Annotated in this window: 11 protein-coding genes; 1 reads left to right on the forward strand and 10 read right to left on the reverse strand. The window is 45.8% G+C overall.

The features are described 5' to 3' along the window. The 8 genes from RDL68_RS04400 to RDL68_RS04435 all read right to left on the reverse strand — a co-directional run. Positions 1-1,475, reverse strand: a 1,475-nt coding sequence (locus tag RDL68_RS04400) for an InlB B-repeat-containing protein (RefSeq protein ID WP_308540467.1), incomplete at its 3' end; no start/stop codon positions are given. A 371-nt stretch (positions 1,476-1,846) separates the two neighbouring features. Then, positions 1,847-2,617: a GNAT family N-acetyltransferase gene (locus RDL68_RS04405; RefSeq protein WP_308540468.1), complete on the reverse strand. Its 771-nt coding sequence runs from the start codon at positions 2,615-2,617 to the stop codon at positions 1,847-1,849. A 366-nt stretch (positions 2,618-2,983) separates the two neighbouring features. Further along, positions 2,984-4,345: an AAA family ATPase gene (locus RDL68_RS04410; protein ID WP_308540469.1), complete on the reverse strand. Its 1,362-nt coding sequence runs from the start codon at positions 4,343-4,345 to the stop codon at positions 2,984-2,986. A gap of 233 nt (positions 4,346-4,578) precedes the next feature. Further along, on the reverse strand, positions 4,579-6,039 hold the full coding sequence (xylB, locus tag RDL68_RS04415; protein WP_308540470.1) for a xylulokinase: 1,461 nt from the start codon (positions 6,037-6,039) through the stop codon (positions 4,579-4,581). Positions 6,040-6,125: 86 nt separating this feature from the next. Next, positions 6,126-7,451 (reverse strand): xylose isomerase, encoded by a 1,326-nt coding sequence (gene xylA / locus RDL68_RS04420; RefSeq protein WP_308540471.1) that lies wholly within the window; start codon positions 7,449-7,451, stop codon positions 6,126-6,128. A gap of 57 nt (positions 7,452-7,508) precedes the next feature. Continuing rightward, positions 7,509-8,945 carry a Na+/H+ antiporter NhaC gene (gene nhaC / locus RDL68_RS04425; RefSeq protein ID WP_308540472.1) on the reverse strand — a complete coding sequence of 479 codons (1,437 nt, stop codon included), beginning with the start codon at positions 8,943-8,945 and terminating at the stop codon, positions 7,509-7,511. Next, positions 8,942-10,105 carry a PatB family C-S lyase gene (locus RDL68_RS04430; RefSeq protein WP_308540473.1) on the reverse strand — a complete coding sequence of 388 codons (1,164 nt, stop codon included), beginning with the start codon at positions 10,103-10,105 and terminating at the stop codon, positions 8,942-8,944. The genes nhaC and RDL68_RS04430 overlap by 4 nt, the downstream gene beginning before the upstream one ends. A 15-nt stretch (positions 10,106-10,120) precedes the next feature. Beyond that, a complete protein-coding gene (locus RDL68_RS04435) occupies positions 10,121-11,053 on the reverse strand; it encodes an aldose epimerase family protein (RefSeq protein WP_308540474.1) in 933 nt (310 codons plus the stop codon). Between the two features lie 171 nt (positions 11,054-11,224). Here RDL68_RS04435 and RDL68_RS04440 point away from each other — a divergent pair, with 171 nt between their 5' ends. Further along, positions 11,225-12,346, forward strand: coding sequence for an ROK family transcriptional regulator (locus RDL68_RS04440; RefSeq protein WP_308540475.1), 1,122 nt, complete (start codon positions 11,225-11,227; stop codon positions 12,344-12,346). 97 nt (positions 12,347-12,443) lie between these two features. On the opposite strand, the gene RDL68_RS04445 is transcribed toward RDL68_RS04440, so the two are convergent. Both RDL68_RS04445 and RDL68_RS04450 read right to left on the reverse strand, forming a co-directional pair. After that, complete coding sequence (locus RDL68_RS04445) at positions 12,444-12,959, reverse strand: helix-turn-helix transcriptional regulator (RefSeq protein WP_308540476.1); 516 nt, start codon at positions 12,957-12,959, stop codon at positions 12,444-12,446. Positions 12,960-13,078: 119 nt separating this feature from the next. Next, positions 13,079-13,720, reverse strand: a complete 642-nt coding sequence (locus tag RDL68_RS04450; protein WP_308540477.1) for an NUDIX hydrolase — start codon at positions 13,718-13,720, stop codon at positions 13,079-13,081. Positions 13,721-14,245: the final 525 nt, after the last annotated feature.

Genomic DNA, 14,245 nt, shown 5'->3' on the forward strand with positions numbered 1-14,245 from the left:
ATACAGAATTTTTCAAATAGCATTGTATATGTCTGGCGATCGTAGTAGATATTATATGTGGTTCTACCGTCAGGCTGAACCTTCTTTGTTAACAAAACATTGGTTCCGTCATCCTGCTTAACCGTTTCCGTGTTTTCTTTGTTTATCTTTTTTTCATTTCTAACAAAATATTTGTTTAATTCATTTACTTTTGCGTCTTCAGTCAAAGACTTCTCAATCTCTGGGAATTTAATTCCAGAAGGCATCATAAGAGATAGATCCGGTCTGCTTCCCGTATCTGCATCCTTGACGACCTTTGCTCCGATATAATCATATCCAGCAGAATCCGCTTTCTCTGTCCAGAACTGAATCGTATAATTTGCCTTAGGCTCATCCTTCCATAATGCCGTAAACTTAACATCCTTCGCAGGCATAGCTTCCTTGATACCGTCCTTAAAATCCTTCATGTCGAACTTCGTGTCCTTATGAATGGTTTTAGTATTGCCATTTTCATCCTTATAATTTAAATCGGTATCTGACTTCCAGCCAACAAATATTCCGCCGATTTTCTTAGGCTTTACATTTAGGTTAGGTATTGTCTGTCCATAGTATAGTGTCTGAGATGGTATAGGTGAACCCCCATCCATATCATAGCTTACGTTAAATGAATCTCTATTATATCTATATTCAATAACATAGTCAGCAATATCATCAGGCACTCTGGTTTTAATCACAGTCTTTTCTGGGACATATCCCCTTCTTTCTTTTTCTGAAAGTGGAGATACAGTAATTTCTTGACCTATAAAACCATTGGCTGTCGTATAAATATCCTCTTTTTCTCCATCTTTAAACCCATATTCATTCTTATCATATAGGTTCTGGAAAATATGTTTAACCTTAATCTCACCCTCTTGTGCAGTATAGATATAAGGATAAAAGAATGTAAAGCGATTATCTTTTTGTTTTCCCGATAGACCTTTCTTCTTGATATAGTCATAGTCAAAATTTGTAGCCTCAGTCGGCTTTGTATATCCGTCAATATCGGGCAAATCGACCCTCTTATTTATTTTATTTTTCTCTTCCTCAGAAATTACATTACGGGTATTGCCCTTAGAATCCTTGTAAGTATACTCGTCATCACCTACTGTTGCCTCATATGGCTGAAACAGATGAACAAGGGCATCGTCTTTCATCGCCTTATACTCAGCCCTGATATCAAAAATACGGGGCATATCAGCATTCTTTATCTGAGTATTTGCTTCTTCCGTTGTTGTTGGATCATCTCCAAGCTCAGCAGGATTTGAAGCCTTTTCCTTATTCAGGAATTTTGTTTTTTCTTCGGAAATGTTGTCATAGTTAAAATCATTTGCTGCAAATATGCTTGCCGGCAAAGAAGTAATTACCATCACAATGGCAAGAAAAAAAATAAATATTCTCTGCTTGGTGCTCATGTTTTCCCTCCTCTTATTATTTTTTTGCTCAAGCTTATAATTCATTTATTTGACTATATTATTTCATAGGCTGTATATAGAAATTATATATAAAATCTTAAAATAACATGCCTATTATTCTATAATAGCCTGACCGCTGCCAAAACACCGCTCAACCCCCATTGCAATCTTTCTTTTACTTTGTGTATGTTCCTACTGTTCATTTCTCCCCCCCCCACAAAAAATCGACCTATTTCGTCCAATTTAATTTCTATTGTATCGACTGAATGTTGTTTTTTCAATCCCTTACTGCGACAAAGCTGACGTATACGCAACACTCTCTATCAAAATAATAGTCTGCCTATTCTACCACATAAGAAATCATGTCACTTAGAAAAATAACGAATTAGTTTACGTGTTGGTGGAGCAAGCGTTATTCAACGTTGCGTAAGCCGTCCATCGACGGCAGAAATCCATTTGCGGAATCGACCTTCGCTCATGGGTTCATTGGACTGGTATTCGCCATGGAAGAACAAGGCAAAGGTGGTAATCGGCGTAGGCGCATTCTGTGCTTCTTCTTTGCTTGTCAAATGTATCGCTTGAAATGGGATGTTCTCCTCTTTTGCCGTCTTCGCCATAATCGGCACATACTTGGCGTTAAATGGGCATTGGTCGGTATAGTATAAAACGTACCCAACGGAATCCACGTGCGGATGCTTGGCGCAGAGCTTGAACGTCGGAGGCTGGGCGTCCGACAAAAAGGGCAAAAGCCAGAGTTGAATGCCGTTATCTGCTTCGTCACATACCGTAAAACCCACATGCGTGAGAAATTTCGGATCCGCCAGAAAAGGTGTTTTTCGCTTTGCAGAGAGAATGCACAGACCTTTCTTGCCCTTCTGCCTGCTTTCCTCTACGCACGTGCCGAGCAAATCTTGAGAGTACCCATGCCCCTTAAACGAGCCGGAGACCCAAAGGCAATCAATATACATATAGCCGTCGGCATTCAAGGGAACCCAGGCGTTTTCCGCCGGAATGTACTCAATAAAGCATTTCCCCCGCTCAGCCGCTTTCAAAAAAACAAGCCCTTCCTCCAACCGTTCCTCTAACCACGCTTTTTTGGAAGAAACCTGTACGTCCGAATTGCCGCTTAGCGCACAGCAGATATGTTCGTTTTCCAAATTGTCTTTCGTTACTCGTATATACTCCATATCCTTTGCCTCTTCCCCCCTTGCCGTACACTTCGGCAAAGGGGGATTTTGTTAGCGTGACGTTTCTTCTATTACGCAAACATGTTCCCGTCCTGTCCTGATCATCATCGTTCCTTTGCTTTTTCTGCTGATCCAACGCGCGAAGCAATGGATAGTAAGCCTCGTTACGTGCTTAAAGACAAGTTCGTCAAGATGGACAAAGGAACCTTTTTGAGCGTCTTTTTCTATATCCTTTTGACTATACGTGGGATGTTTCTCTCTCGGAAGAGAATGATAAAAATCACAATACTCTTGCTTCGGTTCCTGACTGGTTCAAGGTAACGCCCATAGACCATATCCCGTCTTCGACAAAATAGAACGAATCCCTTATAAACACCATCCCATATACAATGGCAGAAATATCCGATCTTGCTCTATTTTCATCTGTTTAGGATGCAAGACATATTGCATTCCAATACGTTTGTCAAACCTTCTCTTAAATCGATCTAAAGAAATTGTGCTATATTGCCGAGGCGACTTCACTTCAATAGGGCTGATGCGTGACTTTCCTGCCGCATTGGCATAAGAATGAGAAATGAGAAAGTCTATCTCCATGCGAGCTTCTCCCTCTTTTTGTCCAGACTGGGAATAGAAAAATAGTCGATGCCCGTTCGCCACAAGCATTTGTGCCACAAGATTCTCTACAAGCATCCCTTCATTAACGCCAATCTTTCCTCGGAGAATGGAACGATACACTTCTTCATTCGTATCCTTATTATCTGCAAAAGCTAAGGTCACCAGAAGACCTGTGTCCGCCATATAAGTCTTCAGCGAACGATAGTTCTTATTCAAAGAAAGACCTACGATAGGGTCGGTCGAGGCATAACAAAGATTGCTGATACGAGCATCCGACAACCAGAAAAATGCCTCCTCGTACTCTCTCATGCGAGCATTTTTATCCAAAGAGGTCAAGGTGAACTTTTTTTCACGCTTGGACAATTGTCCGGGAATATTATCCAGAACCGAGACAACTTTAAATTCATAGCCTCTCGAAAATCGGGCAATATCATTACGATAAAGTGTAAGAATTTGTCGTTTTTCTTGATCTACTTCGGCGAAATTTCTTTTTTCAATATACGTCGAGACCGCCTTCGGCATACCCCCAACCAGCATATACTCGCGCAATAATCCGGAAGCCCTTCTGTGTAAACCTTCTGGCAAAGGCTCGAGAGCTTCAAATTGTTGACGAATGAGTTGCCCCAGATTCATTTCTCCCATTGCCCAAAGAAATTCTTCAAAATCGATCGGTTCAAGAGCCAAAACCTCTTCTTCAGACGGAAGCACGATGTTCTGTATATTTTGCTTGATGGATAGTAATGACCCGGTCTCGATGTAATCATAGCGACCGTCTGCAACCAGATACTTTATTAAGCCGCGAGCTAAAGGAAACATCTGTACTTCATCGAACACAATCAATGTGTTTCTCTCGACTAAAGTGACCCCATAAAACGCCTGAAGATAGAGAAATAATCGGTCAAGGTCTGTACGATAATCTTCAAAGTATTGTTTCACTTCATTGGGAGCTTGAAAAAAATCAATAATAAGGCACGATTGATATTCATTTTTGCCAAACGTATCCGCTAAGGTACTCTTTCCCACTCGGCGTGCGCCCTCTATTAACATCGCCGTTTTCCCCTGTTTACTGTTTTTCCACTTCAGCAGTTTGTCATAGGCTTTTCGTTTGAGCATGACTGCCTCCCTACGTTGCGTTGACATGATTTATAATTCATTCTCGCATTCAGTATACATGGTTATTACACGTCCTGCAAACATAGACTTTCTCTATTTCACACGTCCTGCACACATAAACCTTCTTCATTTTACACGTCCTGCACAACTTCTACGTTTCTATTTTGCACGGTTCTTATGAGGCATGGACTTTCCGATGCACAAGTATATCTATATTCTTTGCTTTTACCGGGCTATACGCCTTTATAAAAATCCTTCAGCAAGGGGTAAAGCTGAGAAAATTTCCGGTATTTTTCCTCATAATAGGGGATTTCCTCCGGCTGTGGCGTGAATACGTCTTCAAAAGCGGCATATTGTTTTGCCACTTCACGCACGGGACGTCCTTCCTTATGCGCCATCGCCAAGAGAGCCGCGCCATAGCCGGGGCCGCATTCGCCTGCCGGTTTGGCAATAGGAATCTGCAGCACATTGGCAATCATTTGACACCATATGCGACTTTGTGCGCCGCCACCGACGATAGAAGCCTTTTTGACCGTCACGCCCATATTTTGGGCGACCGCCATACAGTCTCGAAGAGAAAAAGCGACCCCCTCATAAATCGCATAAATCATCTGTTCCGCATTAGAGCGCGATGACAGTCCGAGAAAACCGGCGCGAACATCTTCGTCATTAAGAGGCGAACGCTCGCCCATCAAATAGGGCATGAAATAGAGCGAGTGGTGCCGCACAGATTCTTCGTTAGATAAAGGCGTGCTTTCCGAACGCTGCAACACGCCTCCCATCCACCACTTATAGCAGGATGCCGCGGAAAGCGTACACCCCATCAAATGAAACTTTCCGGATGCGTCGGCAAACGCATGGAGACCGGCGCGTTCATCCTGGAGAAACTGATTCGTCGGCATAAAAATTGTTCCGCTCGTGCCCAACGAAATATTGCAATCTCCTTCTTCAACAACCCCGACCGATAGCGCGGCAGCCGCATTGTCTCCTGCTCCGGCAACAATCTCCGGGGCGTTATCCAATCCCCATAAAGTACACCATTCCTCCCGCAGCTTGCCTACATAATCTCCGCTTTCATGCAGTGTAGGCAACTGCGAAGGACGCGCACCGCAGAAGTCACACAACCTTTTTGACCATTTTCGTTGACGAACATCGAAAAGAAGCGTCCCCGACGCATCCGAGTAATCCGTGGAAAATGCACCGGACAAGCGATAGAGAATATAGTCCTTCGGAAGTAGAATGTGTTCGATTTTGGCAAACTGCTCCGGTTCGTGCGTTCGCATCCATAGCAACTTCGGCGCAGTAAATCCGGCATAGGCAATATTTCCGGTTTCTTTTAACAGTACGTCCTTTCCCAACGCAGTGTTTAGGATCGCCGTTTCTTTTGCGGTACGTGTATCGTTCCATAAAATCGCCGGACGAATCACCGTCCCATATTCATCTAAGGCAACCAAACCATGCATTTGACCGCCGAGTCCTATCGCATCCAACCCCGAAAAGTCTTTTGCATCCGTAATCTCCTGCATTCCCTCGCAGACAGCGTTCCACCAATCCTCCGGATTCTGTTCCGCCCAACCTTCTTCCGGATAGCAAATCGGATAGTCTTTGGTGACCGACCGAAGAATCCTTGCCTCTTCATCGATATAGCTGATTTTTACTGCAGATGTACCGAGATCAATGCCTACATATCCCATAAGAACCTCTCTTTATCAAAACCCCATCCCAAAAAACATACAGCGGCGAACCGTAGAAAAGTTTCGCCGCTGTAGTGGAGTAAAGCTTATTCCATTTTTCCGTCCAGCAAAATCGTATTGACGACCCCTTCCAAATACTCCTGACGACCGCTGGAAAGTGTCGGTTCGCCATTCTTCAAAGCATAGGTTTCCAATTCTTCAAAATTCGTCTCATTCTTGCGTATTTTTCCGCCGATGCCTTCTTGATAACTGGCGTATTTTTTCTCTAAAAATTCTTCGATTCGCCCATCTTCCATCAGCTGCTGCGCCTTGATCAGACCGAACGCAAAGGAATCCATTCCTAAGATATAAGCGTAAGCAATATCTTCCGGCGTAAAGGACGGACGGCGCACCTTCGCATCAAAATTCAATCCGCCGTTGGTGAATCCACCTGCCTTCAAAATCTCATACATGGCAAGGGTGGTATCGTACACATTGGATGGGAATTGATCGGTGTCCCATCCCAACAGCAAATCGCCCTGATTCGCATCGACTGAACCGAAAACGCCGAAGGTGCGCGCCATGCGCAACTCATGCTGGAAGGTATGACCTGCCAGGGTCGCATGATTCGCTTCGATATTGATGCGAAAATCTTGCATCAGGTCGTATTTTTCAAGAAAAGCGACGCAGGAGGCGACATCAAAATCATATTGATGCTTCGTCGGTTCCTTCGGCTTGGGTTCGATGTAGAAATCACCGTCATAGCCCTTGCCGCGCGCATAGCCAACCGCCATTTTCAGCATCCGCGCATAATTATCAAGTTCCAGCTCCACGTCGGTATTGAGAAGCGTTTCATAGCCTTCGCGACCGCCCCAAAATACATAGCCCTTTCCGCCCAATTCCATCGTAGCGTCCAATGCATTTTTCACTTGCGTTGCCGTCCAGGCAAAGACGTCTGCTGCACAGGAAGTTGCCGCGCCATGCATGAACCGGGGATTCGAGAAGCAATTGGACGTTCCCCAGAGCAGCTTGATCGGGGTGCCCTGCATCTTGTTTTTCACATACGCGACCATTTCTTTCAGATTTTCATTGCGATCCTGCAAGCTGTTTCCTTCCGGAGCAAGGTCGGCATCATGAAAACAAAAGTACTCAATCCCCAACTTGTCCATGAAATCAAAAGCGGCATCCGCTCTGGCTTTTGCCAATTCCATGGGGTCTGTTTTTCCCCCATAGCTGCGATCCATGGTGTTCACACCGAACGGATCCTGTCCGCCGGCAACCATGGTGTGCCACCAAGAAAGAGCAAAGCGCAAATGCTCTTTCATCTTTTTGCCGGCGATAACACGATCCGCATCATAGTATTTGAAAGCAAACGGATTACTGGACTTGCTGCCTTCATAATGAACCTTTGGTACCGTTTCAAAAAATTTCATTTCTCTCTCCTTCTTCTTCATCAAGTCCGCATAACGCTCCGCCTACTTTCGTCGCTTCTATTTTTTTGCTGCCGCTTCAAACGTCTTCGGGTCAATTTTCGTAATGCCAATGCCTGTTCCTGCCCAAATCAAGGCAAAAATCATGCCCGTATAATTCAGAACGGCAAAGGGCAAATAACTCAAGGTCGAAACGCCCAGCGTCGTTGCCATATACGCACCGGCGGCTGTCCATGGAATGAGACACTCTGTACAGGTTACTGAATCTTCCAGAGTTCGCGAAAGTACTTTGGGATGCAGCCCTCTTTGAATATAAGCGGAACGGAACGCTTCTCCCGGCATCAGGATAGATACCTGACCATTGCTGGTCACGCCCGTCGTCACCAGACAGGTAAGGATAGTTGCGCCAACCAACTGGAAAGTATTGTGAATCTTCGTCAACAATTTTGAAACCAGAACATCTAATGCACCGGTGACGGTCATGGTTCCGGCAAACGAAATGGCACAGACGGCAATCAATAACGTATTCATCATCGCCGTCATGCCGCCACGATGTAACAGACGGATGAGTTCCGGAGAAACAGCCGCTTCGTCAAAGCCCAGCATGGAAACATTAAATCCGTTAAGTGTCGTTTCAACGATGCTTTGCAGGCTTGCGCCCTGAAAAACAGCGGCATTGATTAAGGCGACCGCGGATGCCGCAAGCATCACGGGAATTGTCGGCTTGCGCGTAGCGGAGCCAATTAACACAATCAGCAGAGGAATGAGGAAAAACAGATTCCAAGAATACATAGCATCCAGTGTTCCGGTAATTTGCTGAACCGTTTCGGGAACGGCTACGGTCGCCGTTGTTCCCACATGCCCCAGAATGGTATAAACGATGCAGGATAATACGGCAGCTGCGCCCGTCGTCCACAATTGATTGTACACATGCTGATAGAGATCTACGCCACAAACAGCCGAAGCCAGATTCGTCGTATCGGAGAGTGGGGACAGCTTATCCCCAAAGTATGCGCCCGATACCACCGCGCCGGCGACCAACGGCAAGTTGGCATTCATGCCGATGGCAACGCCCATAAACGCTACACCAATGGTGCCTGCGGAACCCCAAGAAGTTCCGGTCATCACCGAGACGATGGCGGAAACCACAAACGCAGTCAGTGCTAAATACTGCGGACTAATCAGCTTCAGACCGTAATAAATGAGCATGGGGATGGTACCGCCCAGCATCCACGAGCCAATCATAAAGCCGACAATGACTAAAATGAGCAATGCGCCCCACACTTTAGCGATTTTCTCGGAAATTTCCGCCATAATTTCATCATAGCTGTAGCCGAGGTGAATCGCCATCGCACCCGAAACAACCGCCGCCAAAACAATGAGCGGCTCCGCCGGCAGTCCCCACAGTCCGATACCGATGCCGAGTATGACAAGCATCCCAATAATGGGAACCAGTGCCTGACCTACAGTCGGCTTTCTTTTTACTCTTTCCTTCATTTTCGAATACCCTCCACACATTTTTTGATTCGCGTCATCGCCTCTTTGAACATCACAGGCGGCTGCGCCAGATTGATGCGGAAAAATCCGCGGCCTTCTTCTCCAAAGTCTCCGCCCATCGAACAGGCGACTTTTCCGTCATGAAGCAACGTATCATTCCAAACCTCTTCGGCAATGCCGAGCGCGGAATAATCCACCCATAAAAGAAAAGTTCCTTCCCCCGGAATCGTCTTGCAGGGGGCGCATTCCTGATCGATAAAAGCCAGCGCAAACTCTCGATTTTCCCTTATTACGTTTTTGACAAGAGCAAGCCATTCTTCTCCTTCGCCATAGGCAGCTTCCACGGCGGGATTGCAAAAATAATTCGGATTATGGAAACCGGCGCTGCGCAGACAATGCGCGAATTTCTCGCGCAACGCTTGGTTCTTAATCACCATACTTGCCGCTTCAATGCCCGGAATATTAAACGTTTTGGAAGCGGATGTCCCGATGAACATTTGGTCGTATTGATCCCAAAACTGTCCAAAACTGGTAAAAGCCCCTTCCCAAATGAAATCGGCGTGTATCTCATCGGCAACAATCAATACATCATTTTCTTTGCACAAGCGAACCATTTTTTGTACTTCCTCCGCGGTCCAGACACGCCCGGTCGGATTGTGCGGAGAAACCGCGATAAACACTTTGACACCGCTTCGCAGCTTCTTCTCAAAGTCATCAAAATCAATCGCATAACGATCCGCTTCCCTCGCGAGGGAGGTGGAAACGATTTTGCGATCATTCAAGCGAATGGCACTCTGGATGGGATCATACAGGGGCGTTGTAATGAGAATCGAATCGCCCGGGTTCGTAAAATTTTGAATAATCTGACACAGCGCATTGATAATGCGCGGACAATACACAATCCATTCTCTCTCCGGCGTCCAGTGATAGTGTTTCTGAATCCACCGTTTGGTGAGATCGATATAGCGTTCACTCACATTTGTATAGCCGTAAATGCCATGATTTGCCGCAGCAATAATAGCTCGCGTAATTTCCGGGGCTACCCGAAAATCCATGTCGGCGACGGTTAACGAAATAACTTCCTCTTCGCCCGTATTGTCAATCAATTCGTCCCACTTGGCACAATCGGTGTGTCTGCGTTCAACCAGATTTTGAAACATCGGTTTCCTCCTTGATTAATGCGCCTTTTGCGCAAAGGCATACACAGTTTTCTGGTAAAAGGGATGCGCTTTGGTGTAAACCGGCTGCGCAAAATAGGGAATATTGATGCTGTTGGGGATGTATTGCGGCTCAACGCAAATCGCCGCAAAAGGACGGTGTTTTTCCTGCCATATAAAATTATTTGCGGTATAGAGTTGGAAGGCGGGCGCTGTGGAAGAAATCTGTAGAGTAAGATCATCCGTGCCGATAACCGCCATCGGTGAAAAACCGGCTGTCTTGCAGACGAAATTGTGATCATAGCCCCCGTCGGGCTCCTGCGTCTTTTCAGTGAGTGCCGCGCGCAACGTTCGTACCTTTCGAAAATCAAAACAACTGTTTGCTACCCGTCGCACCTCGCCGGTCGGAATGCCGGTTTCGTCAAAAGGCGTATAACAATCCGCATAGAGCTGTAGCGAATAATCCAATACCGTTTCGTTCGCATCCAGATGGAAATACGTATGATTCGTTAAATTTAACAGCGCCGGCTCTTCCGGTTCAGCAAAATACTCCACCGACAGCGTTTCGTCCTGCAAGGTAACCACTGCCTCATAGGCAGAGAGAAAAGGTTTTTCTTGTGTCGTAAAAAAGCGCAGACGATTTTTCTCTACTGCCCCTTTCCATGCAGCATGATCCAGCCCGTACTCACCGCTGTGTAAATTATTTTTTCCGTCATTGCTTTCCCACTGATGTTTCTTTCCATTCAGGAAAAAAACGCCTTGTGCCAAACGGTTGGCATTGGGTCCGATTGTCGCGCACAGGTAGTTCACATCCTTCCGATACGCTTCGGGCGTCGCATACGCAAGCACCAGATTTCTGCACAACGCTTTATGATAGATTTCCGTAATACGGGCGCCGTAATTCAATACCGTAATCCGCATTTTTTCATTTTCAAGAACATAGGACTGCATGGCTACCTCTCCTTAGGCGCTCCTTGACGACGGCTTGTGAACGGATTAGTCTATAATCAGGTTTGTTTTTAGTTATTCCGGTTTCCGAACTAACTCAATAATAAACTCTGTGTTTTGTGTTGTCAAGAATACGTCGGATGCGATCCGGAAATAATCCGGTTGGAGGAATCGATGACTGAACGCGTACCCAATGCAGTAGAAATTTTAACGACAATTTATAAGCATCCCAACATCTCTCGTTCTGAACTGACCAAAAAACTACGGCTAAACAAGTCGTCCATCTCGGAGTACACCAATCAGTTGCTGGATCGTGCGATCATCCGCGAAAACGGCACAGGCGATTCGACGACGAAAGGGGGACGCAAGCCCATCTATTTGGAAATCAATTATCAATATGGTCTCTGTTTGGGCATCGATCTGGCGCCGAATAAAATTACCTATGCCTTGTGTGACTTACAATTAAATATCATCGATTATGGAGAACAGCTCGTTAATGTGACGAAAGAAAACGTGATGCCATACATCTCGAAAATCATCGATGCGCAGCTATCGCCGGCAAAGTCCTATAAAGGCGGTCTACTTGGGGTTGCCTTCTCTATTCATGGCATTGTAGACAAAAAAAAGATTCGTTTTACCCCCAATTACGATATATACAAATTTGATCTTTTTCACGCCGTTTCGACGCAGTATCCTTCGCTTCCGGTGCATCTGGTCAATGAATCCAATGCCTCCGCCCTATGTGAGGCATACAATTCACCCGTGCAAAACCTCGTAGCGGTAAACGTCGGCAGCGGTCTTGGCGCAGGAATCATTATCGACGGACGTCTCCTGCAAGGAGCAAACGGATATGCCGGTGAAATCGGACATGCCGTAATCGTCCCTGACGGAAAACCTTGCAACTGCGGCAATCAGGGTTGCTTTGAACAATATTGCTCGGAAGGAGCCACTCTCTCCTACTACAACAGCCTTGCGCGCACGCCCATCACCACGATTACGGATCTTATCCACGAATATAAAAAAGGAAATGTTTGCGCCGAACAAACCATTCAGCGCGACCTCAAATATATGGCGCTATTAATGAATCATATTATGAAAACCATAGCGCCGGAGCAAATCGTGATTAACAGCGACCTCGCCTACCATATCGCCTCCTACACGCAAATGCTCACCGAGATGACCACCACCACCTACAAACAAAATATAGAAATCATCCCCTCCGTTTTTCATCACCGCTCGGTGATTCTCGGTGCCGTCTATCTGGCGATTCAGGAGTTTCTACACGCCTATGTCTAAATGATTCTTTCTATTTTGACGACTCTTGTTTCCGGTTGGCTGCTTCGATTTTCCCAAAGCGTCCAACCGGAAATAAAAGCACTCTATGCCAACGTCGTTACTTTCTCGGTCTCGTTAATATTATCCCCATAACCGCACCAAGAAAAGCGACCGGAGCCAATCGCACAAAGAGCCATTCAAACGCATGAAAGAATGTGCCGACGACTGCCGTTTCTGGATCATGAAAATCCCATCCCAAATAGGAGCTGTCTTGCGCAATCAGAACGGCAGTGATGACTACAAGGAGAGCACATATTGCGATAAACAGTCCGTGTAAAACTTTTCGTTTTGTCTCCTTTTCTCGTGCCAGCTGCAGGTTGATGACCTCCAATTTTTCGGAAATGGCGTTCCAATCATTAAGCGGTATCTCTGTCTCTGTCTGCGTTTCCCCGAGTAAAACGCTCACCGGTGTTTCAAGTATCTCTGCAATATGGAGCAACATTTCGGAGTCCGGAACCGATAAGCCCCTCTCCCATTTAGACACGGTCTGTCTTACCACATACAGCTTAATGGCAAACTCTTCTTGTGACAGCCCTTTCGCTTTTCTTATCGATCGAATGTTCTCACTAAGCATTAAGATAACCCCATTTCTTTTGTTGTTATCCTCATTATGGGAACGAAAGGTCGTTGCCACAAGCAACGTAGAATAACATGATCGTCTAAAGTATCTTATTCTTTCCTCTAAAACGAAAATTACACCCTTTCATCCGTAATGATATGCACAACGCCTGTATGCTGTGTTTGAAGAAATTCTTTCATAAACGATGGATACGCCTTAACGTTATCCAGTTCATCCATCGGTATCCAATGCATCGTCTCTTTTACCCCGGACATGGTGCGGCTTTGACTTGTAACCACCCTTTTTCCCATAGGTTTCATCACATAATAGAAGGCAAGCTCATGGCACTCGACCCCTTTCAAGCCGGAGCTTCCCATGAAAAAGTTCTCATGGATCACGGCCAGATGATCTACTTCATAGGAAACGCCCGTCTCTTCCAAAACTTCTCTTTTCACCGCTTCTTCGGCAGTCTCGCCCATGTGGACCGCTCCGCCTACAGAGTAGAAATAATCATCTGTTTCATTTCCTGCAAACAATACGCAATTGTCTTCGACGATAATGGCTGCCGCTCGATATCGGAAGGCCTTGTTTTCCTTCCTAATAGCACAATCGTGTTCCATTGTTTTTGCCCTTTCCTTTTTCGATATAGATATTGCAACTTGTTGTTGTTTTTTTTTCTTTGCTTTGTGAATTTCAGTTACCAAAGAATGTAGTTTGCGTCGTGCAAACGAGTCAATTGTTTTTCCTTGTATTGAGAAGGGTGGAAATTTCATCATTGGATGGTTAATGGATGTCTTACATGTGTATGTCGCCGATAAAGGGTAGTTTCGGCGTTTGTTGGGCGCGGTTTCATGGTATACGACCCTGGCTAATAACTTTTTTGGGCATTTGCCGGGGCGATTTCCTGGTATTCGACCCTGGAAAATGTTGTTTTTTACCGTTTGCCGGGGACAAATGGACGCCGCTGACCCTGGCTAATGGCTTTTTTTAGCGTATGCCAGGGGCATAAAGGCGCAGCTAACCCTGGCAAACAACATTTTCGGCGCGCTACCAGGGGCGGTTTCATGGTGTTCGACCCTGGCTAATGACTTTTTTTGGCGTTTGCCAGGGGCAAAAAGACACCGATGACCCTGGCAAACAACATTTTCGGCGCGCTGCCAGGGGTGGCTTCATGATGTGCGACCCTGGCTAACGTCACTTTTTAGCGTTTGCCAGGGGTGGTTTCCTGGTATTCGACCCTGGCTAATGACTTTTTTTCTCATTTGCCAGGGGCAAAATAGCGCTGCTAACCCTGGCAAACA

Origin of the sequence: uncultured Murdochiella sp., from assembly GCF_902488755.1 — a bacterium.
GTDB lineage: Bacteria > Bacillota > Clostridia > Tissierellales > Peptoniphilaceae > Murdochiella.

Excerpts from the sequence above, each read along its gene's own strand:
- RDL68_RS04430 (WP_308540473.1), bottom strand. The coding sequence starts at position 10,105 with ATGTTTCAAAATCTGGTTGAACGCAGACACACCGATTGTGCCAAGTGG.
- RDL68_RS04450 (WP_308540477.1), bottom strand. The coding sequence starts at position 13,720 with ATGATGAAATTTCCACCCTTCTCAATACAAGGAAAAACAATTGACTCG.
- RDL68_RS04410 (WP_308540469.1), bottom strand. The coding sequence starts at position 4,345 with ATGCTCAAACGAAAAGCCTATGACAAACTGCTGAAGTGGAAAAACAGT.
- RDL68_RS04445 (WP_308540476.1), bottom strand. The coding sequence starts at position 12,959 with ATGCTTAGTGAGAACATTCGATCGATAAGAAAAGCGAAAGGGCTGTCA.
- nhaC (WP_308540472.1), bottom strand. The coding sequence starts at position 8,945 with ATGAAGGAAAGAGTAAAAAGAAAGCCGACTGTAGGTCAGGCACTGGTT.
- xylB (WP_308540470.1), bottom strand. The coding sequence starts at position 6,039 with ATGGGATATGTAGGCATTGATCTCGGTACATCTGCAGTAAAAATCAGC.
- RDL68_RS04440 (WP_308540475.1), top strand. The coding sequence starts at position 11,225 with ATGACTGAACGCGTACCCAATGCAGTAGAAATTTTAACGACAATTTAT.
- RDL68_RS04435 (WP_308540474.1), bottom strand. The coding sequence starts at position 11,053 with ATGCAGTCCTATGTTCTTGAAAATGAAAAAATGCGGATTACGGTATTG.
- xylA (WP_308540471.1), bottom strand. The coding sequence starts at position 7,451 with ATGAAATTTTTTGAAACGGTACCAAAGGTTCATTATGAAGGCAGCAAG.
- RDL68_RS04405 (WP_308540468.1), bottom strand. The coding sequence starts at position 2,617 with ATGGAGTATATACGAGTAACGAAAGACAATTTGGAAAACGAACATATC.